This window comes from Kitasatospora sp. NPDC096147 (assembly GCF_044763225.1).
Taxonomy (GTDB): domain Bacteria; phylum Actinomycetota; class Actinomycetes; order Streptomycetales; family Streptomycetaceae; genus Kitasatospora.
This window is the reverse complement of sequence record NZ_JBIWFX010000002.1, coordinates 305,386-327,765: the sequence shown is the minus strand read 5'-3', so window position 1 is coordinate 327,765 and position 22,380 is coordinate 305,386. Positions and strand designations below refer to the sequence as shown.

Annotated in this window: 16 protein-coding genes and 1 riboswitch; of the genes, 4 read left to right on the top strand and 12 right to left on the bottom strand. The window is 73.0% G+C overall.

Going from position 1 to position 22,380, the window contains the following annotated elements; translation table 11 throughout:
* Position 1: 1 nt before the first annotated feature.
* From cydD to hisC, 10 genes are all read right to left on the bottom strand, one after another.
* The gene (gene cydD, locus ACIRBX_RS06965) at positions 2 to 3,640 is read right to left on the bottom strand and encodes a thiol reductant ABC exporter subunit CydD (RefSeq protein WP_402294182.1); all 3,639 of its coding nucleotides are present in this window, start codon (positions 3,638 to 3,640) and stop codon (positions 2 to 4) included.
* Positions 3,641 to 3,702: 62 nt separating this feature from the next.
* A complete protein-coding gene (gene cydB, locus ACIRBX_RS06960; protein WP_402294181.1) occupies positions 3,703 to 4,704 on the bottom strand; it encodes a cytochrome d ubiquinol oxidase subunit II in 1,002 nt (333 codons plus the stop codon).
* 22 nt (positions 4,705 to 4,726) lie between these two features.
* Positions 4,727 to 6,265 carry a cytochrome ubiquinol oxidase subunit I gene (locus ACIRBX_RS06955; protein WP_402294179.1) on the bottom strand — a complete coding sequence of 513 codons (1,539 nt, stop codon included), beginning with the start codon at positions 6,263 to 6,265 and terminating at the stop codon, positions 4,727 to 4,729.
* 205 nt (positions 6,266 to 6,470) lie between these two features.
* Complete coding sequence (locus tag ACIRBX_RS06950) at positions 6,471 to 7,934, bottom strand: sensor histidine kinase (protein WP_402294177.1); 1,464 nt, start codon at positions 7,932 to 7,934, stop codon at positions 6,471 to 6,473.
* A gap of 2 nt (positions 7,935 to 7,936) precedes the next feature.
* Entirely contained in the window at positions 7,937 to 8,698 is a 762-nt protein-coding gene (locus tag ACIRBX_RS06945) for a response regulator transcription factor (RefSeq protein WP_402294175.1), read from the bottom strand.
* A 134-nt stretch (positions 8,699 to 8,832) separates the two neighbouring features.
* The gene (locus tag ACIRBX_RS06940) at positions 8,833 to 9,546 is read right to left on the bottom strand and encodes a hypothetical protein (protein WP_402294173.1); all 714 of its coding nucleotides are present in this window, start codon (positions 9,544 to 9,546) and stop codon (positions 8,833 to 8,835) included.
* 7 nt (positions 9,547 to 9,553) lie between these two features.
* Complete coding sequence (locus tag ACIRBX_RS06935) at positions 9,554 to 10,753, bottom strand: ABC transporter permease (protein WP_402294171.1); 1,200 nt, start codon at positions 10,751 to 10,753, stop codon at positions 9,554 to 9,556.
* Entirely contained in the window at positions 10,750 to 11,484 is a 735-nt protein-coding gene (locus tag ACIRBX_RS06930; RefSeq protein ID WP_402294169.1) for an ABC transporter ATP-binding protein, read from the bottom strand. The genes ACIRBX_RS06935 and ACIRBX_RS06930 overlap by 4 nt, the downstream gene beginning before the upstream one ends.
* 5 nt (positions 11,485 to 11,489) lie before the next feature.
* Positions 11,490 to 12,806, bottom strand: a complete 1,317-nt coding sequence (locus ACIRBX_RS06925) for an efflux RND transporter periplasmic adaptor subunit (protein ID WP_402294168.1) — start codon at positions 12,804 to 12,806, stop codon at positions 11,490 to 11,492.
* 378 nt (positions 12,807 to 13,184) lie between these two features.
* A complete protein-coding gene (hisC, locus tag ACIRBX_RS06920; protein WP_402294166.1) occupies positions 13,185 to 14,264 on the bottom strand; it encodes a histidinol-phosphate transaminase in 1,080 nt (359 codons plus the stop codon).
* A gap of 329 nt (positions 14,265 to 14,593) precedes the next feature.
* On the opposite strand from hisC, the gene ACIRBX_RS06915 reads away from it, so the two are divergent.
* The 3 genes from ACIRBX_RS06915 (at position 14,594) to ACIRBX_RS06905 (ending at position 18,123) form a co-directional block, all read left to right on the top strand.
* The gene (locus tag ACIRBX_RS06915; protein WP_402294165.1) at positions 14,594 to 15,766 is read left to right on the top strand and encodes a LacI family DNA-binding transcriptional regulator; all 1,173 of its coding nucleotides are present in this window, start codon (positions 14,594 to 14,596) and stop codon (positions 15,764 to 15,766) included.
* Between the two features lie 112 nt (positions 15,767 to 15,878).
* Positions 15,879 to 17,072 carry a metallophosphoesterase gene (locus ACIRBX_RS06910; protein ID WP_402294164.1) on the top strand — a complete coding sequence of 398 codons (1,194 nt, stop codon included), beginning with the start codon at positions 15,879 to 15,881 and terminating at the stop codon, positions 17,070 to 17,072.
* 217 nt (positions 17,073 to 17,289) lie between these two features.
* Positions 17,290 to 18,123: a hypothetical protein gene (locus tag ACIRBX_RS06905; protein ID WP_402294162.1), complete on the top strand. Its 834-nt coding sequence runs from the start codon at positions 17,290 to 17,292 to the stop codon at positions 18,121 to 18,123.
* A 7-nt stretch (positions 18,124 to 18,130) separates the two neighbouring features.
* On the opposite strand, the gene ACIRBX_RS06900 is transcribed toward ACIRBX_RS06905, so the two are convergent.
* Positions 18,131 to 19,120 (bottom strand): hypothetical protein, encoded by a 990-nt coding sequence (locus ACIRBX_RS06900; RefSeq protein WP_402294160.1) that lies wholly within the window; start codon positions 19,118 to 19,120, stop codon positions 18,131 to 18,133.
* Between the two features lie 163 nt (positions 19,121 to 19,283).
* Entirely contained in the window at positions 19,284 to 21,107 is a 1,824-nt protein-coding gene (gene thiC / locus ACIRBX_RS06895; RefSeq protein WP_402294159.1) for a phosphomethylpyrimidine synthase ThiC, read from the bottom strand.
* A riboswitch (TPP riboswitch) is annotated at positions 21,103 to 21,238 on the bottom strand. It overlaps the preceding gene by 5 nt.
* Positions 21,239 to 21,413: 175 nt before the next feature.
* Between thiC and ACIRBX_RS06890 the strand changes: the two genes are divergently transcribed.
* Complete coding sequence (locus tag ACIRBX_RS06890) at positions 21,414 to 22,370, top strand: LPXTG cell wall anchor domain-containing protein (protein WP_402294157.1); 957 nt, start codon at positions 21,414 to 21,416, stop codon at positions 22,368 to 22,370.
* The last annotated feature ends 10 nt before the right edge of the window (positions 22,371 to 22,380 follow it).

The window sequence follows — 22,380 nt, the reverse complement described above, 5'->3', positions numbered from 1 at the left end:
CCTAGTTTGTGACGGTTTGCAGTGCGGTCAGCGAAGGGTCGTGGCGGATCCCGGGAATCCGGGTGCCGTCCGGGACGGCCCCGTCCGCGAGCTGCTCGCACCGCCACATCGCGGTCAGCCGCCCGGCCGGATCGGCCGTCAACTCGTCCCACCCGCCGCGCTCCACGATCCGTCCGTGGTCCAGCACCAGGATCTCGTCCACCTGCTCCAGCCCGGCCAGCCGGTGGGTGATCAGCAGGGTGGCCCGGTCCCCGGTGGCGGCCAGCAGGTCGGCGGTGAGCGCATCGGCGGTCGGCAGGTCCAGGTGCTCGGCGGGCTCGTCCAGCACCAGCACCGGGAAGTCCGCGAGCAGCGCCCGGGCCAGCGCCAGGCGCTGCCGCTGGCCACCGGAGAGCCGCGCGCCGTGCTCGCCGACCATGGTGTCCAGGCCGGCGGGGAGGGTCTCGGTCCAGTCCAGCAGCCGGGCGGCGGCCAGGGCCGCGCGCAGCTCACTGTCGGTGGCGGCCGGACGGGCCAGCCGGAGGTTCTCCCGGAGCGAGCTGTCGAAGAGGTGGGCGTCCTGGGCGCACAGACCGATCGACCGGCGGACCAGGTCGGAGTCCATCCGCCGGGTGTCCACAGGCTGTGGACAGTGCAGTTCGATCCGCCCGGCGGCCGGCTCCAGGAAGCGCAGCAGCGCGAGCGCCAGGGTGGTCTTGCCGGAGCCGGACGGGCCGACCACGGCGACCCGGCGGCCCGGCGCGAGGTCGAGGTCGATCCCCTCGACGGCGGCCTCGGGGCGGCCCGGCCAACGGACCGTCAGGTCCCGGACCGTCACCCGGCCGCCCGGACCGGCCGGGACCACCGGCTCGGCGGGCTCGGCCACCGGTGCCTCGGCGGTCAGCAGCTCGTCCAGCCGGGCGGCGGCACCCCGGCTGCGGGCCCGGGCCTGCACGGCGAGCGGCATCCCGGCGACCGCCTCGAAGGCGGCCAGCGGGGTGAGCACCACCAGGGCGAGGCAGACGCCCGCCAGCGCCCCGGTGGAGACCGCGTGCACCCCGACGGCGGCAGCCGCCGCCACGGTGAGGCCGGTCACCGCCGCGACCAGCCCGCTGCCCAGCGCCAGCGACCCGGCCGAACGGGCCGCCAGCGCGGTCAGCCGCTCGTCGGCCCGCCGGGCCCCGGCCAGCCGGGCCGGCAGCGCACCCGCCACGGTCAGCTCGGCGGTGCCGGTCAGGGTGTCCACCACCGCGGTGGCCAACTCGCCCCGGGCCGGCGCCTGCTGACGCTCGGTCCGGGCCGACAGCCGGGCCGACAGGGTGGGCGCCGCCACCCCGGCCAGCAGCAGGCCGACCGCGAGCAGCAGGCCGGCGGCGGGCAGGAAGAGACCGAGGCCGACGGCGGCGAGCACCGAGACGGTGGCGGCCACCGCGGCCGGCAGCCGCCAGCGCAGGTGGTGGTCCTGCACCGCGTCCACGTCGGCCACCAGGCGGGAGAGCAGGTCCCCCCGCCGGAAGGCCGGCAGGCCGGTGGGGGCGAGGCGCTCCAGCCGTCGGTAGACCGTGGTGCGGACGGTGCCGAGGGTGCGGAGCACGGCGTCGTGCGAGACCAGCCGCTCGGCGTAGCGGAAGACGCTGCGGCCGATGCCGAAGGCCCGGACGGAGGTGACGGCCATCATCAGGTAGAGCACCGGCGGCATCTCGGAGGCGTACGAGATCAGCCAGCCGGAGGTCGCCATCAGGGCCACCGCGCAGCCGAGCGCGAGGCTGCCGAGCACCGTGGCGAGGGTGAGGCGGGGCCGGACCGAGGCGGTCCGCAGCGGCTCCGCCGTCGGCCCGGCAGGCTCGGTTTCACGTGAAACAACGGCCCCCGCCACGTCCGGAGCGGCCGGGTCGGCCACCGCCTCGACCGACCCGTCCGAGCCGGTGGAGGGCGCGTCCGAGTCTGCGGGGACCCCGTCCGAGCCCACCGGTACGGCCCGGACCACCCGGTGCGCACCCTGCCCGGCCCCGGCCCCGACCTCGGCGAGCGGCGCCTGAGCGGCCGTCAGGTGCTGGTGGCGGTCGGCGATGGCGAGCAGGGCGGGGCGGTGGGCAACGAAGAGCACGGTGCGGCCGGTGGCCGGGAGGGTGGCGAGGGCGTCGACCACGGCCTGCTCCCCCACGCCGTCCAGGTTGGCGGTGGGCTCGTCCAGCAGGAGCAGCGGACGGTCCGTCAGCAGCGCCCGGGCCAGCGCGAGCCGCTGGCGCTGACCGGCCGAGAGCCCGGCGCCCTGGTCGCCGAGCAGCAGCTCGGGGGAGGCGAAGTCGGTGGCGTGCGCAGCCGCCAGGGCGGCCCGCAGCTCGGCGTCGGTGGCCCCGGGGCGGGCCAGCCGGAGGTTCTCGGCGACCGTCCCGGCGAACAGGTGCGGGTGCTGCGGGACCCAGGCGATCTGGGCGTGCCAGCTCGCCCGGTCCAGCTCGGCCAGCTCCACCCCGCCGACCCGGACGGTGCCGCCGTCCGCCGGGACGAAGCCGAGCAGCGCGGCCAGCAGGGTGGACTTGCCCGACCCGCTCGGTCCGGTCAGGGCGGTCACGGTGCCGGGCTCCAGCCGCAGGCCGACCGGCGCCAGCCGACCGGCCACCGTCAGCCCGTCCAGCTCGATCACCGCCGACCGCAGGTCGGGGGCAGGCCGGCCGCCGTCGGCCGGCAGCGGGGTCTCCAGCACCTCGAAGACCCGGTCGGCCGCGCTCAGGCCCTCCACGCTGGAGTGGTAGAGCGCGCCGACCTGGCGGATCGGGAAGTACACCTCGGGGGCGAGCACCAGCACCAGCAGGCCGGTCTCCAGGCTCATGCTGCCGTTCACCAGCCGGAAGCCGATGCCGACCGCGACCAGCGCGACCGAGAGGGTGGCCAGCAGCTCCAGCGCGAAGGAGGAGACGAAGGCGATCCGCAGGGTCCGCAGGGTGGCCCGGCGGTAGTCGTCGGTGATCCGGCGGACGGTCTCGGCCTGGGCCTTGGCCCTGCCGAAGACCTTGAGGGTGGGCAGCCCGGCCACCACGTCCAGGAAGTGGTGGCTCAGCCGGGCCAGGCTGCTCCACTGACGGTCCATCCGGCTCTGGGTGGCCATCCCGATCAGCACCATGAAGAGCGGGATCAGCGGCAGGGTGCCGGCGATGATCGCGGCCGAGGTGAGGTCGGCACCCAGGATCCGCAGCAGCACCACGGCCGGCACCACCACGGCCAGCGCCAGCTGCGGGAGGTAGCGGGCGAAGTAGTCGTCCAGCGCGTCGATCCCGCGGGTGGCCAGGGTGGCCAGCTCGCCGGTGCGGCGGGTGGAGAGGTGGGCCGGGCCGAGCGCGGTGGCGTGCTCCAGCAGCCGCCGCCGCAGCTCGGACTTGACCCGGGCGACCGAGCGGTGCGCGGTCAGCTCGGTGAGCCAGGCCACCAGCGCCCGGCCCAGCGCGGTGGCCGCCAGCAGCAGCAGCGGAGTGGTGAGCCCGTACTCCTGCCGTTGGAAGGCCCGCACCACGATCTCGGCGATCAGGCTCGCCTGGGCCACCGTCAGGACCGCACCCACCCCGCCGAGCAGCACCGAACCGGCCAGGAAGACCCGGGTGGCCCGGGCCTCCCGCAGCAGTCGGGGGTCGACGGGCCCTCGGCGGGCCTGGTCCTTCGGCATGGCTCGGCTCTCCGGAAGGGCGAGGGGTCAGTGCGCGGTGGGGGCGGTGCGCGGTGCGGGGATCAGTGCGCGGCGGGGATGTGCTGGGTGCCGATCCGCTTGCGGAACACCCAGTAGGTCCAGCCCTGGTAGAGCAGCACCAGCGGGGTGAAGACCGCCGCCACGATGGTCATCAGCTTCAGGGTGTACGGCGAGGAGGCCGCGTTCTCCACGGTGAGCGAGTACGCCGGGTCCAGGGTGGAGGGCATCACGTCCGGGAAGAGCACCAGGAAGAGCATCGCCACGGCCGCGGTGATGGTGACCCCGGAGAGCGCGAACGACCAGCCCTCCCGGCCGAGCTGATTGGCCACCAGCGCGCCGACCAGGGCCAGCACCGCGATCACCATCGCGCCGAGGCTCCAGCCGTTGCCGCCCTCGGCCTGGGTCCAGACCAGGAAGACCAGCGCCAGCACGGCGGTGAGCAGGCCGAGCTGGAGCGCCAGGCCGCGGGCCCGCTCGCGGATGTCGCCGAGGGTCTTCAGCGCGGCGAAGACCGCGCCGTGGAAGGTGAACAGCGCCAGGGTGACCAGGCCGCCGAGGATGGCGTACGGGTTGAGCAGGTCCCAGAAGCCGCCGACGTAGTTCTTCTCGGCGTCGATGTCCACGCCCTGCACGATGTTGGCGAAGGCCACGCCCCAGAGGAAGGCCGGGATCAGCGAGGTCCAGAAGATCGCGTGCTCCCAGTTCCGCTGCCAGCTCTCGCCGTCCCGCTTGACCCGGTACTCGAAGGCCACGCCGCGCACGATCAGGCAGACCAGGATGATCAGCAGCGGCAGGTAGAAGCCGCTGAACAGCGTCGCGTACCAGTCCGGGAAGGCCGCGAAGGTGGCGCCGCCGGCGGTCAGCAGCCAGACCTCGTTCCCGTCCCAGACCGGGCCGATGGTGTTGATCAGGACCCGGCGCTCGGTCCGGTCCCTGGCCAGCAGCTTGGTCAGCACGCCGATCCCGAAGTCGAAGCCCTCCAGGAAGAAGTAGCCGATCCACAGGACGGCGATCAGCACGAACCAGACGTCGTGGAGTTGCATCGGAGTTTCCCCAGTCCGCGAATCAGTAGGCGAAGGCGAGCGGCTTGTCGGCGTCCTCGGGGTCCCCGCCGCGCAGCGTGGGGTCCTTGGCCGGCGGCTCCTCGCTGGTCACCGGGCCGGCCTTGGCGTACTTGGCGAGCAGCTTCACCTCGATCACCGCGAGGATCGCGTAGAGGGTGGTGAAGGTGGTGAGCGCGACCACCTGCATGGTGACGCTGACGTTCGGGGAGACGGCGTCGGCGGTGGTCATCAGACCGAAGACGGCCCAGGGCTGACGGCCCATCTCGGTGAAGATCCAGCCGAAGCTGTTGGCCAGCAGCGGGAAGCCCATGGTGAAGATGCCGATCCGCCAGCTCCACTTGGTGAGGAAGGGGCCCATCTCCCGGTTCTTCCAGAGCATCAGGCGTGGTGGTTCGTCGTCCCCGGTCCGGTACGCCCGGTCCAGGAAGAACCTCTTCCGGGTGGTCCAGAGCCCGATCAGCGCGGCCACGAAGGAGGTCATCCCGAAGCCGATCATGAGGCGGAAGCCCCAGTAGGTGACGAAGATGTTCGGGATGTAGTCCTCCGGCTGCCCGCCGTACTTGGCGGCCTCGCTCGCTGCGGTCTCGTTGATCCCGGGCACGGCCGAGGTGAAGTCGCTGTTGGCGAGGAAGGACAGTATGGCCGGGATCTCCAGCGCGACCTTGTTGTGGCCCTCGTTGACGTCCCCGATCGCGAAGATCGAGAACGGGGCGGGCGCCTCGGTGTCCCAGAGCGCCTCGGCCGAGGCCATCTTCATCGGCTGCTGACGGAACATCACCTTGGCCAGGCTGTCGCCGCTGAGCGCGGTGCCGAGGCCCGCGATCACCGCGACCACCAGGGCCAGCCGGAGCGAGGTGCGCATCACGGCGGTCTTCGCGGGGTCCTTCTCGCCGCTCCGCTTGATCTTCCACAGGTGGTACGAGGCGATGCCGACCATGAAGGCGGCACCGGTCAGGAAGGCGGCGGTGAAGGTGTGCAGGACCACCACCACGGTGGTGTCCTGGAACAGCACCCGGGCGATGTCGGTGAGCTGGGCCTTCCCGGTCACCGGGTCGATCGCGTAGCCGACCGGGTGCTGCATCCAGGAGTTGGCGGCCAGGATGAAGTAGCCGGAGAGCAGGGTGCCGAGCGCCACCATCCACATGCAGGCGCAGTGGATCTTCTTCGGCAGCTTGTCCCAGCCGAAGATCCACAGGCCGATGAAGGTGGACTCGAAGAAGAAGGCGATCAGCGCCTCCATCGCCAGCGGGGCGCCGAAGACGTCACCGACGAAGCGCGAGTAGTCCGACCAGTTCATCCCGAACTGGAACTCCTGGACGATGCCGGTGACCACGCCCATGGCGATGTTGATCAGGAAGAGCTTGCCCCAGAACTTGGTGGCGTGGAAGTACTTGACCTTCCCGGTCCGCACCCAGGCGGTCTCCAGGCCGGCCACCAGGGCCGCCAGACTGATCGTCAGCGGCACGAAGAGGAAGTGGTAGACGGTGGTCACACCGAACTGCCACCGCGCGATGGTCTCGTGAGCGACTGCTAGGTCCACTTCGCCTTCTTCCTGACCGATGCTCACATAACGGACAAAAAGCACTTTTACCAGGTCGTCCCAGGAAGACCCGTGAAGCATGCCCGCTTGTGAACGTGAACACGTTCACAAGGGGAGTATCCCCGATGCTTAGAACGGTTCGAACACCGGGGGTGCGTGGTGGCGGTCACACCGTCGGGAGCCGGCCTGACGGACGGTCAGACGGTCAGACGGCGGGCAGCCGCAGCCTGAAGACCGCGCCCTCGCCGGGGACCGCAGTCACCGTCAGGTCGCCGTGGTGGGCCTGGGTGAGCGCGAAGGCGATGGCCAGGCCGAGCCCGGCTCCCCCGCCCTCCTGCCGGGTCCGGGACGGATCGACCCGGTAGAAGCGGTCGAAGATCCGCTCGGCCTGCCCGGCCGTCATGCCGGGGCCGGCGTCCGCCACTTCGAGCACGCAGCCGTCCTCCGTGCGGCCCACCCCGATCCGCACCGCCGTGCCCGGCGGGGTGTGCTTGGCCGCGTTGCCGACCAGGTTGGTCACCACCTGGCGCAGCCGGGCCTCGTCGCCGAGCACCGGGGCGGGCCGGGGGCCGACCCGGCCGCCGGGCCCGGTCAGGGTGACGGGACGGCCCGGGTCCAGCGCGGTCAGGTCGTGCAGGGCGTCCGCCGCCAGGGTGCGCAGGTCCATCGGCACCAGGTCGAGCGGGCGCTCCTCGTCCAGCCGGGCCAGCGTCAGCAGGTCCTCGACCAGGGTGCCGAGCCGGATCGCCTCCGACTCGATCCGGTCCATCGCCCGGTCCACGTCGTCCAGGGCGCCCATCCGGTGCAGCTCGGCGAAGCCCCGGATGCCGGCCAGCGGGGTGCGCAGCTCGTGCGAGGCGTCCGCCACGAAGCGGCGCATCCGCGCCTCCGACCGGGCCCGGGCCGCGAAGGCCGCCTCCAGCTGGGCCAGCATGCTGTTCAGCGCGGCGGTCAGCCGGGCCGCCTCGGTCCGGCCCGGCGGCTGGGCCATCCGGTGCGAGAGGCCGCCCTCGGCGATCAGCTCGGCGTCCTGCTCGATCCGGCTGAGCGGCTTCAGCCCGGCCCGGACGGCGACCGCACCGAGGCCGGCGATCAGCAGCAGCACCACCCCGCCGATGGCCAGGAAGGCGGCCTCCAGCCGGTCGACGGTGTCCTCCACGTCGGCCAGCGAGGTGGCCACCTGGACGTACCGGGCCGGGGTCTCGGTCCCGGCCGCCTTGGCCAGCGGGATGGTGAGCACCCGCCAGTTCCCCTTGCCGCGCTGGTCCCTGGCGTCGTGGGCGTCGTCCAGCGGGCCGAGCCCGGCCTGCCGGGGCCCCGCGCCCTCCTCGACCATCGGCCCGGGGACCTCGTTCCAGACCTTCCCGTCCGCCTCCAGGTAGCGCACCACGTACTGGCCGGGCATCGCCATGCCGAGGCCCGGCCGCCGCCCGGCCGCCTCGCCCTGCGGCCGGGCGTCCGACGGGGGGCGGGCCTCCAGCACCTTGTCCGGCGGCCGGCGGGAGAGCGGCCCGGCGAAGCGCTTGAGCTGCTCGTCCGCCCGGCCGACCAGGTTGCCCCGGACGCTGCCCAGCACGACCACGTCGCTGACGGCCAGTCCGGTGGCGGCCAGCAGCAGCACGAGCACCAGCAGCCGGGTGCGGAGCGAGACCCTGGAGAAGAACGACACGGCTACTGCGGCGGCCTGCGCAGGGCGTAGCCGATGCCGCGCACGGTGTGGATCAGCTTGGGACCGTGCGCCGACGGGCCCGCGTCGAGCTTGCGGCGCAGGTAGGAGATGTACGACTCGACGATGGAGAGGTCGCCGCCGAAGTCGTAGGCCCAGACGTGGTCCAGGATCTGCGCCTTGGACACCACCCGGCCGACGTTGGCCATCAGGTAGTGCAGCAGCTTGAACTCGGTGGGGGACAGGCCGACCACCTCGCCGCCCCGGGTGACCTCGTGCGCGGTCGGATCCAGCGTCAGGTCACCGACCGTCAGCCGGCCGTCCTCGGTCGGGCCGCCGGCCCGGCGCAGGATCGCCCGGATCCGGGCGATCAGCTCCTCCAGGCTGAAGGGCTTGGTGACGTAGTCGTCCGCACCCGCCGCCAGGCCGTGCACCTTGTCGGTGGTGCCGTCCTTGGCGGTCAGCAGCAGCACCGGCACGTGGTCGGCCGGCTGCGGCCACTGGGACTGCTCGCGCAGCCGCTCCACCACCGTGAAGCCGTCCAGGTCCGGCAGCATCACGTCGAGCACCACCAGATCGGGGCGCTCGGCCGCGATCGAGGCCAGCGCCTCCTCACCGGTGGCCGCCGACTCCACCCGGAAGCCGGAGAACCGGAGCGAGGCGGAGAGCAGCTCGCGGATGTTCGGCTCGTCGTCCACCACCAGCAGGTACGCCTCGCCGCCGGTGGTACCCGGCTGGGCCGTGGCCCTGGTCGCTGTCCCTTGCACCGTAGATCCGCCTCCCGGTCTGCCCTGTCCCCCGGTTGTCCTCCGAAGGACGATAGCCCGGCGAGGCTACGCGCGTTTCATGAAGCGGGGATGAGCTTGCTCCCATCCCCGCTCCGCGGACCGGCCGCAGGCGGTCAGGGAGTGCCCTGCCCGGCCTGGCCACCGGTCTGACCGCCGGTCTGGCCACCCGCCTGACCAGCGGTCTGCCCACCGGCCCGGCCGCCGAAGCCGCCGCCCGGGAAGCCGCCGGCGCCCTCGGTCAGCTGGGTGGCCGCGTAGCCGCCGGAGCCGTCCGGGGTGCCGACCACGGTCACCGACTGACCCGGGGTCAGGTCGGCGGCCTTGCCCTGCTTGGAGAGCTGCACCTTGGTGGCGTCGGTGGTGGTGACCTTGACGGTGTTCCCGTTGGCGTCGGTGAGGTAGACCGTGGTGCCGTCCACCTGCTTCACCGTGCCCCGGGTGAAGCCGCCCTGGCCGCCTTGGCCGCCCTGCCCGTTGGGAAGACCCTGCCCGTTCGGAAGGCCCTGCCCGTTCTGTCCGTTCTGTCCGCCGGCCCGGCGGTTGGCCCCGCCGTACTGGCCCTGGCCCTGACCGCCGCCGGCCCGCGGACCCTGGGCGTTGGTGCCACTGCCGCCCTCGCCCTTCTGGTACTGGACGCCGCCGACGAAGCCCAGGGTGGCCACCACGGCGGCGGCCAGCACCAGGGTCGGCCAGGGCAGCTTCCGCCGGGGCGGGGCGGCCAGCTCGGCCGCGATGTCCCGGGCGTCCGGCGGGGAGGCCAGCGGGTCGGCCTCCGGCGCCGGAGTGGACTGCGGACCGTGCTGCGGGCCCTGCTGCGGAGTGCTCATCGGATTCCTATTCGTGTCGGAGGGCTTCGATCGGGCGCAGCCCGGCGGCCCGGTTGGCGGGGTAACTGCCGAAGAACAGCCCGATCGCGACCGCGATGCCGAAGGCGCCGAGCACCGACTCGGGGATCACCACGGGGGTGATCCCGACGATGGTGAAGCGGGCCCCGATCAGCCCGGCGGCCACCCCGAGACCGGCGCCGAGCACCGAGAGCAGGGTGGACTCGGTGAGGAACTGCCCCAGGATGGCGGCCCGGGGGGCGCCCAGGGCCTTCCGGATGCCGATCTCCCGGGTCCGCTCGGTGACGGTGACCAGCATGATGTTGGTGATCCCGATCCCGCCGACCAGCAGCGAGATCGCGGCCACCGCGCCGAGCAGCACCGTGAAGGTCTTGGTGGTGGACTCCCGGGCGGTCAGCAGCGAGGCCTGGTTGGAGATCCGGAAGTCGGCCTTCGACGGGTCCGCGATGGCGTGCGCGGAGAGCAGCACCCGGCTCACCTCGGCCTGCGCCTCGGTGGTGGTCTCGGCCGAACTCGCCTGCACCAGGATCTGGTTGACCGAGCCGAAGCCGGTGAAGGCGTTCTGCACGGTGGGCAGCGGGGCGATCACCACGTCGTCCGGGTCGTTGAACCCGCTGGCGCCCTTGGTCTTCAGCACGCCGGTCACGGTGAACGGCGTGCCGCCGATCACGATCCGCTTGCCGACCGGGTCCTCCTGCGCGAACAGCTGACTGGCCGTGGTGGAGCCGATCACCGCCACCTTGCGGGAGTTGAGCACGTCGTCGTTGGAGAAGTAGTCGCCCTTCTCCACCTTCTGGTTGGCGGTCTCGAAGTACGCCGGGTAGGTGCCGACCACCGAGCCGGGGGTGTGCGAGACGTCCCCGTAGGTCGCGGCGGCCGAGGTGGTCACCACCGGGGCGACCGACTTCACCGAGGCCGCCTGCACCTCGGCGATCGCCTTGGCGTCGTTCACCGTGAGCGGCTTGGCCGCCGTGGCGGAGCCGCGCAGGTTGGAGGCGCTGACGGTCAGCGAGTTGGTGCCCAGCGCGGTGATCGAGTTCTTCACCGCGACGGAGGAGCCGTTGCCCACCGCCAGCAGCAGGATCACCGCCGCGACGCCGATCAGCACGCCGAGCATGGTCAGCGCGGAGCGCACCTTGTTGGCCGCCAGCCCGCCGAACGCGAACCGGACCATCTGCCAGACGATCACACCGTCACCTCCGCTCGCTGCCGGACGTCCGAGGTGATCGCCCCGTCCACCAGCCGGATCACCCGGCTGGCCCGCGCCGCCACCTCGTCCTCGTGGGTGATCAGCACCACCGTGCGGCCCGACCTGTTCAGTCGCTCGATGATCCCGAGCACCTCCTCGGTGGACCGGCTGTCCAGGTTCCCGGTCGGCTCGTCCGCCAGCAGCATGGCCGGGGCCGTCACCAACGCCCGTGCCACCGCCACGCGTTGCTGCTGGCCACCGGAGAGCTCGTTCGGCTTGTGCCCGGCCCGGTCGGCCAGCCCGACCCGCTCCAGCGCGGCCAGCGCGCGGCTGCGGCGCTCGGCCTTGCGGACACCGGCGTAGGCCAGCGGCAGCTCCACCTGGGCCAGCGCGGTGGTGCGCGGCACCAGGTTGAAGGACTGGAAGACGAAGCCGATCCGCCGGTTGCGCACCAGCGAGAGCTGGCCCTCGTCCAGGTGGCCGACATCGGTGCCGTCCAGCAGGTAGCGGCCGGCCGTCGGCACGTCCAGGCAGCCCAGGATGTTCATCAAGGTCGACTTGCCGGAGCCCGAACTGCCCATCACCGCCACGAAGTCGCCCTGGGTGATGTCCAGGCTGACCCCGAGCGGCTGCCCGTCCGGGCCGTCCGGGCCGCGCAGCGCGTACACGGTGGCGTCGCCGCTGCCGTACCGCTTGAGCACGTTCCGCAGCTGGATGACCGGACGGCTCACCGGGCTCAACGCCCGCCGCCCGCGCCGCCGTTGCGGGCTCCGCCGCCACCGGTGCCGCCGCCGAAGCCGCCACCGCCCCCGGCCGTACCGCCGAGGCCCGGGAACTGGCCGCTCGGGAAGCCGTTGCCGCCGCTCACCGTGGTGCTCACCAACTGCACCTTCTCGCCCTCGACCAGACCCTCCGTCACCTGCACGGTGGAGTCGCCCTCCACGCCGACGGTGACCTGGACCCGCTCGGTCGAGCCGTCGTCCTTCACCACCGTCGCGGTCCGGGCGGAGCCGGTGCCGGAGAGCGCGGCGGTCGGCACCGACAGGGCGTTCTGCGCCTCGCCGGTGACCACCGAGATGGTGGCGCTCAGGCCGGTGCGCAGCCGGCTGGTGTCCCCGGTGATCTCCAGCACCGCCGCGTACTGCACCGCGCTGCCGCCCTGGCCGGTCCCGGTGCTGCTGTTCGGCAGCGAACTCACGCTCAGCACCTTGGCGTTGAGCTTGGTGTCGGACTGCGCGTTGAGCGTGACGGTGGCCGCCGCGTCCTTCTTCACCTTGAGCGAGTCCAGCTCGGAGAAGTTCGCCGTCACCCGCATCCCGGTCGGGTTGGTCAGCACCACGAAGCCGCTGAGCGAGCTGCTGCCGGTGGTCGTCCCGGTGGTCTTGGTCCCGGTGCCACTGCTGGATCCGCTGCCGGTGCCCGCGACAGTGTCGCCGACCTTGCCGGACACCGAGGCCACCGTGCCGTCGGCCGAGGCGGTCAGCGTGGTGCCCGCCAACGCGGCCTTGGCGTTCGCCAGTTGGGTCTGCGCGGTGGACACCTGCTGCTCGGCCTGGGCGACCTGGGCGTCGTCCACCGTGACGGTGGTCGTGGTGGTCGGCTGGGACTGCTGGCCGGTCTTCTCGTCGGTCTTCCCGGGCGTGGTGGTGGTGACCTTCTGGCCGGCCTCCGCCTTGGTGAGGTTGGCGTTGGCGGTGGTGAGCGCGCGCTGGGCCGCATCCACCTGCTGCTGGGCGTCGGTGGTGGCGACGGTGGCCAGCACGTCGCCCTTCTTCACCGCGTCGCCGACCGCGACCTTCACCGCCGTCACCCTGCCCCCGGTGACGAAGTCCTGGCCCGCGTCACTGGGTGAGGACAGGGTGCCCGATCCGGACACGGTGGCCAGCACCGTCCCCTTGGTCACCGTCGCGGTCCGGGTCTGCGGCCGGCTCGCCGCCACCCCGCTCTCGCCGCCACCCACGGTGGAGTACGCCACCGCGCCCCCGGCCGCCAGGGCGACCACGAGCGCGGAGTTCACAAGGACGGCGGCCCGCCGCCGAGGAAGCACCTTCATGGCGGACAGCCTGCCGCCCCGCGATTTTCAACCCCTGTGCCACACCTGGGAACTGGCTGGGAGATTCACCAAGGGGAGCCCGGCTTCCGCCCGCCTTTCGCCCCCTCCGCTGGTAGCCCGCCGGAGCCGACCCCCAGCCCGCTCCCAGGAACCCCCGTGGAGTCCTCATCCGGCGGTCGTCGGGGCCGGGACCCGGCATCGCGGGCTCCGGGCCCCTGACACGGCCTCACGCACTCGGCGCCCGGCTCCCGGAAGGCCGCGGGCGGTGCCGCCCTCCGGGGCGGCTCGGCACGGGCGGCGGCTGACCACCCGTCAGCGCTCAGGGCCCGCCGCCGGTGATCCGGTGGCGGGCCCTGCGCGGTGTCGGCAGCGCAGCCGTCAGAGCGACTTGCGGAAGGCCTCGGCGGTGGCCAGGAAGATGTCGTTGCCCTCGGGCTCGCCGATGGTGACGCGGACGCCCTCGCCCGGGAAGGGGCGGACCACGATGCCGGCGGCGGCGCAGGCGGCGGCGAAGTCGAGGGTGCGCTCGCCGAGCCGGATCCAGACGAAGTTGGCCTGGGTCTCGGCCAGCTGCCAGCCCTGGGCGGCCAGCGCGGCCACCACCCGGCCGCGCTCGGCGACCAGCGCGTCGACCCGGACCAGCAGCGCGTCCTCGGCCCGGAGCGAGGCGACGGCCGCGTCCTGGGCGAGCTGGGAGACGCCGAACGGGACGGCGGTCTTGCGCAGCGCGGTGGCCACCGGCTCGTGCGCGATGGCGAAGCCGACCCGCAGGCCGGCCAGGCCGTAGGCCTTGGAGAAGGTGCGCAGCACGCAGACGTTCGGGCGGTCGCGGTAGAGGTCGATGCCGTTCGGCACCCGCTCGTCCCGGATGAACTCGATGTACGCCTCGTCGACGACCACCAGCACGTCGGACGGCACCGCGTCCAGGAAGCGCTCCAGCTCGGCCCGGTGGATCACGGTGCCGGTGGGGTTGTTGGGGTTGCAGACGAAGACCAGCCGGGTCCGCTCGTTGATCGCGGCCAGCATCGCGTCCAGGTCGTGCTCCTCGCCCTCGGTCAGCGGGACGGGCACGGGGGTGGCCCCGGCGACCTGGGTGATGATCGGGTACGCCTCGAAGGAGCGCCAGGCGAAGACCACCTCGTCGCCCGGGCCGGCCGTGGAGAGCACCAGGGACTGCGCGACCGAGACCGAGCCGGTGCCGACCGCGACGTGCTCGGCCGGCACGCCGAAGCGGGCGGCGAGCTCCTCGACCAGGCCGGTGGCGGCCATGTCGGGGTAGCGGTTGAAGGACCCGGCGGCGGTGATCGCGGCGTCCAGCACGCCGGGGAGCGGCTCGTACGGGTTCTCGTTCGAGGACAGCTTGTACGAGTCGGCGCCGGCCGGCTTGCCGGGCTTGTAGGTCGGGATGCCGTCCAGCGTCGGCCTCAGGCGGGGACCCTGTGCTGCCGTACCGGTCACGGTGCGCTCCTTGTCGAAATCGTGGTGCCGTACGCGGCCGGGATCGCCGTACGCGCGCTCGGCCCCGTGGTGCGTACCCGTCCCACCCCGGTCGGGTGCCCCGAACGATAGCGGGCGCGCTCACCCGTGCGGGTGAGTTGCTCGTTCGGGGTACGGGTACCGATCAGCCATTCTGCCGGGTTCCCATGGCACATGTCAGAGGTAAGACGGCTGGATTGCAACCGGTATCGAAGGGTTGCACGGCCGAAGGTTCATGGAGAAACGGTTCTTCTGACTCTCTGTCGGTACCGGTCACACAGCGCGGTCACGAGCCATACGATCGGTCCGCCATGACAGCAGCAGCCAATCAGAGCGGTCGGCGACCCACCACCTCACGGCGACTGGAACGGGCCGGCATCCGGGATGTGGCAGCAGCCGCCGGAGTGTCGATCACCACGGTCTCGGACGCCCTGAACGGGAAGGGCCGCCTGCCCGACGAGACCAGAAGCCGAGTGCGCGAGGTCGCCGAGCGCCTCGGCTACCGCCCATCGGCCGCCGCCCGGACCCTGCGCACGGGGCGCTCCGGGCTGATCGGACTGACCGTCACCACGTACGGCGAAGAGCCGTTCACCTTCACCGAGTTCGCCTACTTCGCCGAGATGGCCAGGGCCGCCACCAGTGCCGCGCTCAGTCGCGGCTACGCGCTGGTGGTGCTCCCCGCGTCCTCCCGGCACGACGTCTGGGGGAACATCGCGCTGGACGGCACGGTGGTGATCGACCCGCCCGACCAGGACCCGCTGGTGAGCGAGCTCTACCGCTCCGGGGTGCCGGTGGTGAGCGACGGCAAGCCGGGCAACTGCCCGGTCACCGCCTGGGTCGACAACGACCATGAGGCCGCCGTGCTCGGCATCCTCGACCACCTGAGCGAGGCCGGCGCCCGCCGGATCGGCCTGCTCACCGGGACCTCCACCGACACCTACACCCGGCTCTCCACCGACGCCTACCTCGGCTGGTGCGAGCGGGTCGGCCAGGAGCCGGTCTACGAGGCGTACCCCGCCCACGACCCGGCCGCCGGCGCCCTGGCGGCCGACCGGCTGCTGGCCCGGCCGGACCGGCCGGACGCGGTCTACGGGCTCTTCGACCCGAACGGCACCGACCTGCTGGCCGCCGCCCGGCGGTACGGGCTGCGGGTGCCGGACGACCTGCTGCTGGTCTGCTGCAGCGAGAGCGACGTCTACGCCGGCACCGAACCGCCGATCACCACGCTCTCGCTGAAGCCCCGTCGGATCGGCACCACCGTGGTCAACCTGCTGATCGACGCCATCGAGGGAGTCGACTCGGCCGCAGGCCCGTCCTCCGATCCGGTCAAGGGCGGCCGGCTCTTCCCGCCCCGCTACCGCACCGCCTCGGCCGGGCCGCCGCCCGGCACCCTGATGCCGACCGAGCTGATCGTCCGGGCCTCCTCCCAGCGCCGGAGCCCCCGCACCACGGTGAGCCCGCCCCGGCCGCCGGGCGAGACGTAGGCCGTCCCGTGGGCCGGGGCACGGGCCGTCGCGCGGGCCGGATCGCCGGTGCCGCACGATTGGTGGGCACCGGGTGGGGACCAGGGGAGAGCGGTCTTCCTATGATGGGCGAATGACACCCGAGGACCGCCTCCCCGGGCCTGAGCTTCCCGAGCCGGGCCCCAGCCAGCCGCAGGACCTCGACGTGCTTCCGTACGGCTCCTACTACGAGCCTCCCGAGCCGCCCGGCGGCTACGGCTACGACGCCACGTACAGCGGCTACGGCGGGGCCCGGTTCCTGGAGCAGCACTGGCCGACGGCCAGTCAGGCCCCCGTCGGGTACCCGGCGGAGGGCGTCCGGGAGTACCCGGCGGAGGCGGCGGCGGAGTACCCGACGGAGGGGACCGCGGAGTACCCGGCGGCGGCCGACTCCGACGACCCGCCGACCATGGAGCTGGCCCAGCCGGTGACGCCGGAGGAGGTGCACTACCCGTACCCGCAGCCGGAGCCGGGCGAGGCACCCGGCCCGCTCTACGTGGTCGGCGACGTGCACGGCTACCTGGACGAGCTGCTGGCCGCGCTGCACCAGAAGGGCCTGATCGACGACCAGGGCCACTGGTCGGCCGGTCGCTCCCGGCTGTGGTTCCTCGGCGACTTCACCGACCGGGGCCCGGACGGCATTGGGGTGATCGACCTGGTGATGCAGCTGGCCGCCGAGGCGGCTGCGGCCGGCGGCTACTGCCGGGCCCTGATGGGCAATCACGAACTGCTCTTCCTGGGCGCCGCCCGGTACGGCGACGAGCCGGTGCAGTCCACGGCGGGCACCGCCTCCTTCCTGGCTGCCTGGCGGCTGAACGGCGGTCAGCAGAGCGACCTGGAGCGGCTGCAGTCGCACCACGTCAGCTGGCTCTCCCGGCTGCCCGCCATCGCCCTGGAGGACGGCCACCTGCTGCTGCACTCCGACACCACCGCCTACCTGGAGTACGGCGCGAGCCTGGACGACGTCAACGAGGCGGTGCACCGGCTGCTCGCCGACGAGGGCGCCGACGAGTGGTGGGACGCCTTCCGCCGCTTCACCAAGCGGTTCGCCTTCCGGGGCCCGGCCGGCGCGCAGGCGGTGCACGAGCTGCTCGGCGCCTACGGCGGGCACCGGGTGGTGCACGGGCACAGCCCGATCCCCTACCTGACCGGCTCCACCCACGCCGAGGACGGCGTACCGCCGCACGTGCCGGGGCCGTACATCTACGCGGACGAGCTGGCCGTGGCGATGGACGGCGGGGTCACCATGGAGGGCCGGCTGCTGGTGGCCCGGCTGCCGCTGGACTGAGTCGTCGTCAGTTCCGGTACCGGATCGTCACGTTCACGTACCGACCCGGTCCCCGAACGCGTGGAATACCGGAAAGCGACTGTGTCCCGGTCGCTTCCGACCCCTACCATCGAGGCGATCTCACCGACGCACCGCCGCTTCGCACCTCACCGCTTCGCAACCGCACCGCTTCGCACCGCACCGCTTCGCACCGCGACGACGGAACGGGGGTTCCCCGATGGACCAAGCCCCGCAGCACGCCCCGCAGCCACCCGCGCCCGAACCCGCCCCGCACCTGCTGCCCGAGGACCGGCCGGACTTCGACCGGACCCTGGACGAGGCGCTGCGCGATCCCGCCCTCACCGCCGCCTTCGCGGCCCCCGGGCCGCACCTGAACCCGGCCCAACTCCGCACCAAGGCAGCCCGGTCGGCCGATGCGGCAGCCGCCGCGGCCGGGCCGGAGTACCTGCGCTACACCGCGCTCCGGGCGGCCGGTCCGCCCGCGCCGCTCGGCCTCACCGACCGGCTGCGCAGCGAGGAGGGCGCCGGACTGTTCCCGGTGCTCACCGTGCTCACCCCGATCCTGGCCGGCATCGCCGGACTGCTGCTGCTGGTGATCGGCTACGCGGTGCGCGGCGCCTCGCCCGACCTCGCCCTGGCCCACGCGCTGGTGACGGCCGGCTGGGTCTCGCTGGCGGTGGCCGTCACCGCGCTGCTGATCGGCATCGTCGGCCTGCTGCTCACCGCCCTGCGGGACGGCGCCGCCCCCGCCCAGGACGCCGAACTCGCCGAGGCCCGGCTGGCCTGGCTGGCCGCCCTGCACCAACGCGCCCTGCTCCCCTGGCTGGTGGCCAACCTCTACACCGACCCGGCCCCGGCCCCGACCGCCGTGCCCCGCCCGGGCCAGCGCCCCGGCTCCCCCGGCTACTCCAGCCCCGGCTTCAGCAGCCCCGGCGTCGAGGGGGTCACCACTCCCGACGGCCGCACCCAGCGCCCGGCCGACTTCACCGGCCCCGGCTACTCCTCCCCCGACTACGCCTCGCCGGACTTCACCGGCCCCGACGAGGTCTGACCGTCCGTCAGGCCTCCGCCGGCAGGTCGACCAGCGCGATCCCGCCCCCGACGGCCACCGCGAGCCGCCCGCCGTCCGGGCTCAGTGCGGCGGTCGGGGTCGGCCGGGAGTCCTCGAACGGCCGGTCCTTGGCCGGCACCACCACCTCCGGCCACTCGGCGATCAGCGCGCCGGTCGCCGCGTCCAGCAGGCGCGGGTGGCCGTGCAGCGAGACCAGCTGTCCGCCCCGGGGGAGCAGCAGCCCGGGCGGAGCCACCAGTGGGCTGCGGTGCAGCCAGCGGCCCTGCGCCATCGACCAGACGCCCAGTTGCTCGGTGCCCAGCTCGCCCTCCCCGTCGTCCCCGGTGCTGTCCGGACCGGTGGCCAGCACCAGCCGGTCGTCGTCCAGCCAGCAGGCCGCGACCACCTCGGCCACGTCCCCCATCCCGAACGGCAGCACCCCGGGGCCGCCCAGCAGCACCGGCTCCGCCGGCGCCGCCGCCGTGTCGTACACCTGCACCAGCCCGTACGGGCCCCAGACGCAGGCGTGCGAGAGCAGGTACCGCCCGTCCGGGGTGAACGACGGCCGGGAGTGGAAGAGCCCGTTCCCGTCCCGCTCCCCCGGGGTCAGCTGCTCACCGGTCGCCAGATCCACCAGCCGCAGGTCCCCCCGGTGCTCCGGACAGTGCGCCAGCACCTCCCGCCCGTCCGGCAGTCGCCCCACCGCGACCGGGTGGTCGAACTCCGTCGCCTGGTAGGAGCTCCGGTCGAACTCCCGCACCGGCAGGCCGTCCTGGAGCACCAGCCCCTCGGTGCCGCGCTCCGCGTACAGCACCCGGTAGCGCCCGGACGGCGAGACCACCGCCCGGTCGAACAGCGGCCCGTGCGGGACGCCGGCGGGCCGCTCCGTCCCGTCCACCGACCAGCGGCGGCCCCCGGCCACCGGGTCGAGCAGCCCCTCACCGTCCCAGTGCAGCGACCGCACCCCGCGCGCGACCGTGAAGAACTCCGTGCCCACCGTCAATCCCCCGTCCCAGGACCACCGTTCGAGCCTGCAACGGACCCGGCACCGGAGAAGTGCCGGGTCGGACGGCCGGACGCCCGGGCATCCGGCGTGCACGGGACGGACCCGCGGCTCCCCCCATCAGGTCGCGGGGCCGCCCCGTGGGCATGACGCCGGATCAGTCGGCGAGCGGGAGGTAGACCCGGTTGCCGGCGGCGGCGAACTCCTCGGACTTGGCCTGCATGCCGGCCAGGGCGTCGGCGTCGAAGTCGGTGGCCACCGCGCTGGACCCGTCTCCGTGCTCGTCGCGGATCTTCTGGGAGATCTTCATCGAGCAGAACTTCGGACCGCACATGGAGCAGAAGTGCGCGGTCTTGGCCGGCTCGGCGGGCAGCGTCTCGTCGTGGAAGGCGCGGGCCGTCTCCGGGTCGAGGGCCAGGTTGAACTGGTCCTCCCAGCGGAACTCGAAGCGGGCGTCGGAGAGCGCGTCGTCCCAGGCCGAGGCGCCGGGGTGGCCCTTGGCCAGGTCGGCGGCGTGGGCGGCGATCTTGTAGGTGATCACGCCGGTCTTGACGTCGTCCCGGTTGGGCAGGCCCAGGTGCTCCTTGGGCGTGACGTAGCAGAGCATCGCGGTGCCCCACCAGGCGATCATCGCCGCGCCGATGCCGGAGGTGATGTGGTCGTAGCCCGGGGCCACGTCGGTGGTCAGCGGGCCGAGGGTGTAGAACGGCGCCTCGTCGCAGATCTCCTTCTGGAGATCCATGTTCTCCTTGATCTTGTTCATCGCGACGTGGCCGGGGCCCTCGATCATCACCTGGACGTCCCGCTCGCGGGCGATCCGGCCCAGCTCGCCGAGGGTCTGCAGCTCGGCGAACTGCGCCTCGTCGTTGGCGTCGGCGGTGGAGCCCGGCCGCAGGCCGTCACCCAGCGAGAAGGTGACGTCGTAGCGGGCCAGGATGTCGCAGAGCTCCTCGAAGTTCGTGTAGAGGAAGTTCTCCTGGTGGTGCGCCAGGCACCAGGCCGCCATGATCGAACCGCCGCGCGAGACGATGCCGGTCTTCCGACGGGCCGTCAGGGGGACGTAGCGGAGCAGCACGCCGGCGTGCACCGTCATGTAGTCCACGCCCTGCTCGCACTGCTCGATGATGGTGTCCCGGTAGACCTCCCAGCTCAGCTCCTCGGCCTTGCCGTCCACCTTCTCCAGCGCCTGGTACAGCGGCACGGTGCCGATCGGCACCGGCGAGTTGCGCAGGATCCACTCCCGGGTGGTGTGGATGTTCCGCCCGGTGGAGAGGTCCATGACGGTGTCCGCGCCCCAGCGGGTGGCCCAGGTCATCTTCTCCACCTCCTCCTCGATCGAGGAGGTGACGGCCGAGTTGCCGATGTTGGCGTTGATCTTCACCAGGAAGTTGGTGCCGATGATCGACGGCTCCACCTCGGGGTGGTTCACGTTGAGCGGGATGACCGCCCGGCCACGGGCCACCTCGGAGCGCACGTACTCCGGGTCCATGCCCTCCCGCAGGGCCACGAACTCCATCTCCGGCGTGACGATCCCCCGCTTCGCGTAGGCGAGTTGGGTCACCGCGCCGTCGCGGCCACGGAGCGGCCGGCGGGGGCGGCCGGGGAAGACCGCGTCCAGGTTGCGCAGGTTCCCGCCGCGCGGGGACGTGTGCTTGATGCCGTCGTCCTCGGGACGGGACTCACGGCCCTCGTACTCCTCGACGTCACCGCGCTGGCGGATCCACGCGTCCCGCAGGGCCGGCAGCCCGCGGCGGACGTCGGGCTGGTAGGAGGGGTCGGTGTACGGACCCGAAGTGTCGTACAGCGGAACGGACTTGCCGTTGGTGAGGTGGACCTCCTTGAACGGCACCCGCAGATCGGGGCGGGAGCCGTCGCGGTACGCCTTGCGCCAAGCCGGAGTCGGGTAGCCCGTGGTGGCGCTGGTGACGGCGCCCTCCACCGCGGCCGGGGCAGACTTCTCCTGTGCGTCGAACGTGGTCATGAGACCTCTATCTCCCTACGCCGGCATTACCCGGTCAGGTTCCTGCGGTCGACGCAGCGGTCGGTACGCGGTGTGCACGTACCTTTCAGCGCCCTCTCAGCCCGGTGCTCCGAGCTCCCGTGTCCACAGGCCGTTTGCCTGCGACAAGACGTCCATCACCGTAGCGGTCCGACTCCGGATGGTCCAGAGCAGACCTGACGGTCTGTTGACCGACCGGGCACGCTACGATCCGCATCCTGCGAGGCCAGCGGCACCCGTGCGTGCCCGAATTGCCGCCTCCGTACTGACTTTGGGGGATCTTCCACCATGCGTTCCCACCGCATACCGGCGGCTGCCGCCGCCACCCTGCTGAGCCTCGGCCTCGGCGCCGGCACCGCCTCGGCGACCGCGGCCACCAGCCCCTCCCCGTCGGCGTCCCCTTCGGCCTCCGCCTCCGCGAGCCCCTCTGCGTCCACCTCCGCGTCCACCTCCGCGACGCCCCAGCAGCCGATCGACTACGCCTGCTACAAGGGGATCCAGAGCCACACCGAGCTGGACACCAAGGTGACGGGCTTCCCGGCCACCCTCGCCCGGGGCGGCGCCCCGGTGGAGTCCACCGTGACCTTCCGCAACTCCACCGGCCGGGACGTGCAGGGCTTCGACACCGCGTTCTACGTCGGCTACGCGGACGGCCTCTGGCCGGCCGGCTCGTTCACCGTCCAGGTCAAGCTGCCGGGCGGGGACTGGAAGGCCGGCTCGTTCGGCGCCGGCGACCTGGACCACATCATCGACACCGGCCGGTACCAGCTGGCCAAGGACGAGACCCTGACGGTCAAGTTCCGGCTGGCCGCCACCGACAAGGCACCGCTCGGCGAGTACGGCGGCTCGCAGAGCGGCGGCTCCGACGTGGTCGACGACGACACCGGCAAGTACCTGCCGAAGGACGCTCCGGCCCCCGCCGTCCCGGGGGGCAAGGGCACCTGCACCCAGTACGTGGGCTACGGCGACTTCTACTTCACGGTGGTGGACCCCAAGGCCGCCACCCCGACCGCCGCCCCGAGCAAGAAGCCCGTGGTCAACACCCGGCCGTCGGCCAAGCCGACCAAGAAGGCCACCCCGAGCGCCTCCGCCGGCACCCCGACCGCCACCAAGTCGGCCGGCCCCGAGCTGGCCGCGACCGGCGGCGGCTCGTCCAGCCTCCCGCTGGCGGTCGGCGGCGGCGCCGCCGTGCTGCTCGGCGCCGGCGTGCTGGTCGCGCTGCGCCGCCGGGGCAAGCGGGCCTGATCCCGCGTCA

Bases quoted from the DNA above. Each gene is read 5' to 3' on its own strand.
- cydD (WP_402294182.1), bottom strand. From the start codon at position 3,640: ATGCCGAAGGACCAGGCCCGCCGAGGGCCCGTCGACCCCCGACTGCTG.
- cydB (WP_402294181.1), bottom strand. From the start codon at position 4,704: ATGCAACTCCACGACGTCTGGTTCGTGCTGATCGCCGTCCTGTGGATC.
- ACIRBX_RS06940 (WP_402294173.1), bottom strand. From the start codon at position 9,546: ATGAGCACTCCGCAGCAGGGCCCGCAGCACGGTCCGCAGTCCACTCCG.
- ACIRBX_RS06925 (WP_402294168.1), bottom strand. From the start codon at position 12,806: ATGAAGGTGCTTCCTCGGCGGCGGGCCGCCGTCCTTGTGAACTCCGCG.
- ACIRBX_RS06915 (WP_402294165.1), top strand. From the start codon at position 14,594: ATGACAGCAGCAGCCAATCAGAGCGGTCGGCGACCCACCACCTCACGG.
- ACIRBX_RS06910 (WP_402294164.1), top strand. From the start codon at position 15,879: ATGACACCCGAGGACCGCCTCCCCGGGCCTGAGCTTCCCGAGCCGGGC.
- ACIRBX_RS06905 (WP_402294162.1), top strand. From the start codon at position 17,290: ATGGACCAAGCCCCGCAGCACGCCCCGCAGCCACCCGCGCCCGAACCC.
- thiC (WP_402294159.1), bottom strand. From the start codon at position 21,107: ATGACCACGTTCGACGCACAGGAGAAGTCTGCCCCGGCCGCGGTGGAG.
- ACIRBX_RS06890 (WP_402294157.1), top strand. From the start codon at position 21,414: ATGCGTTCCCACCGCATACCGGCGGCTGCCGCCGCCACCCTGCTGAGC.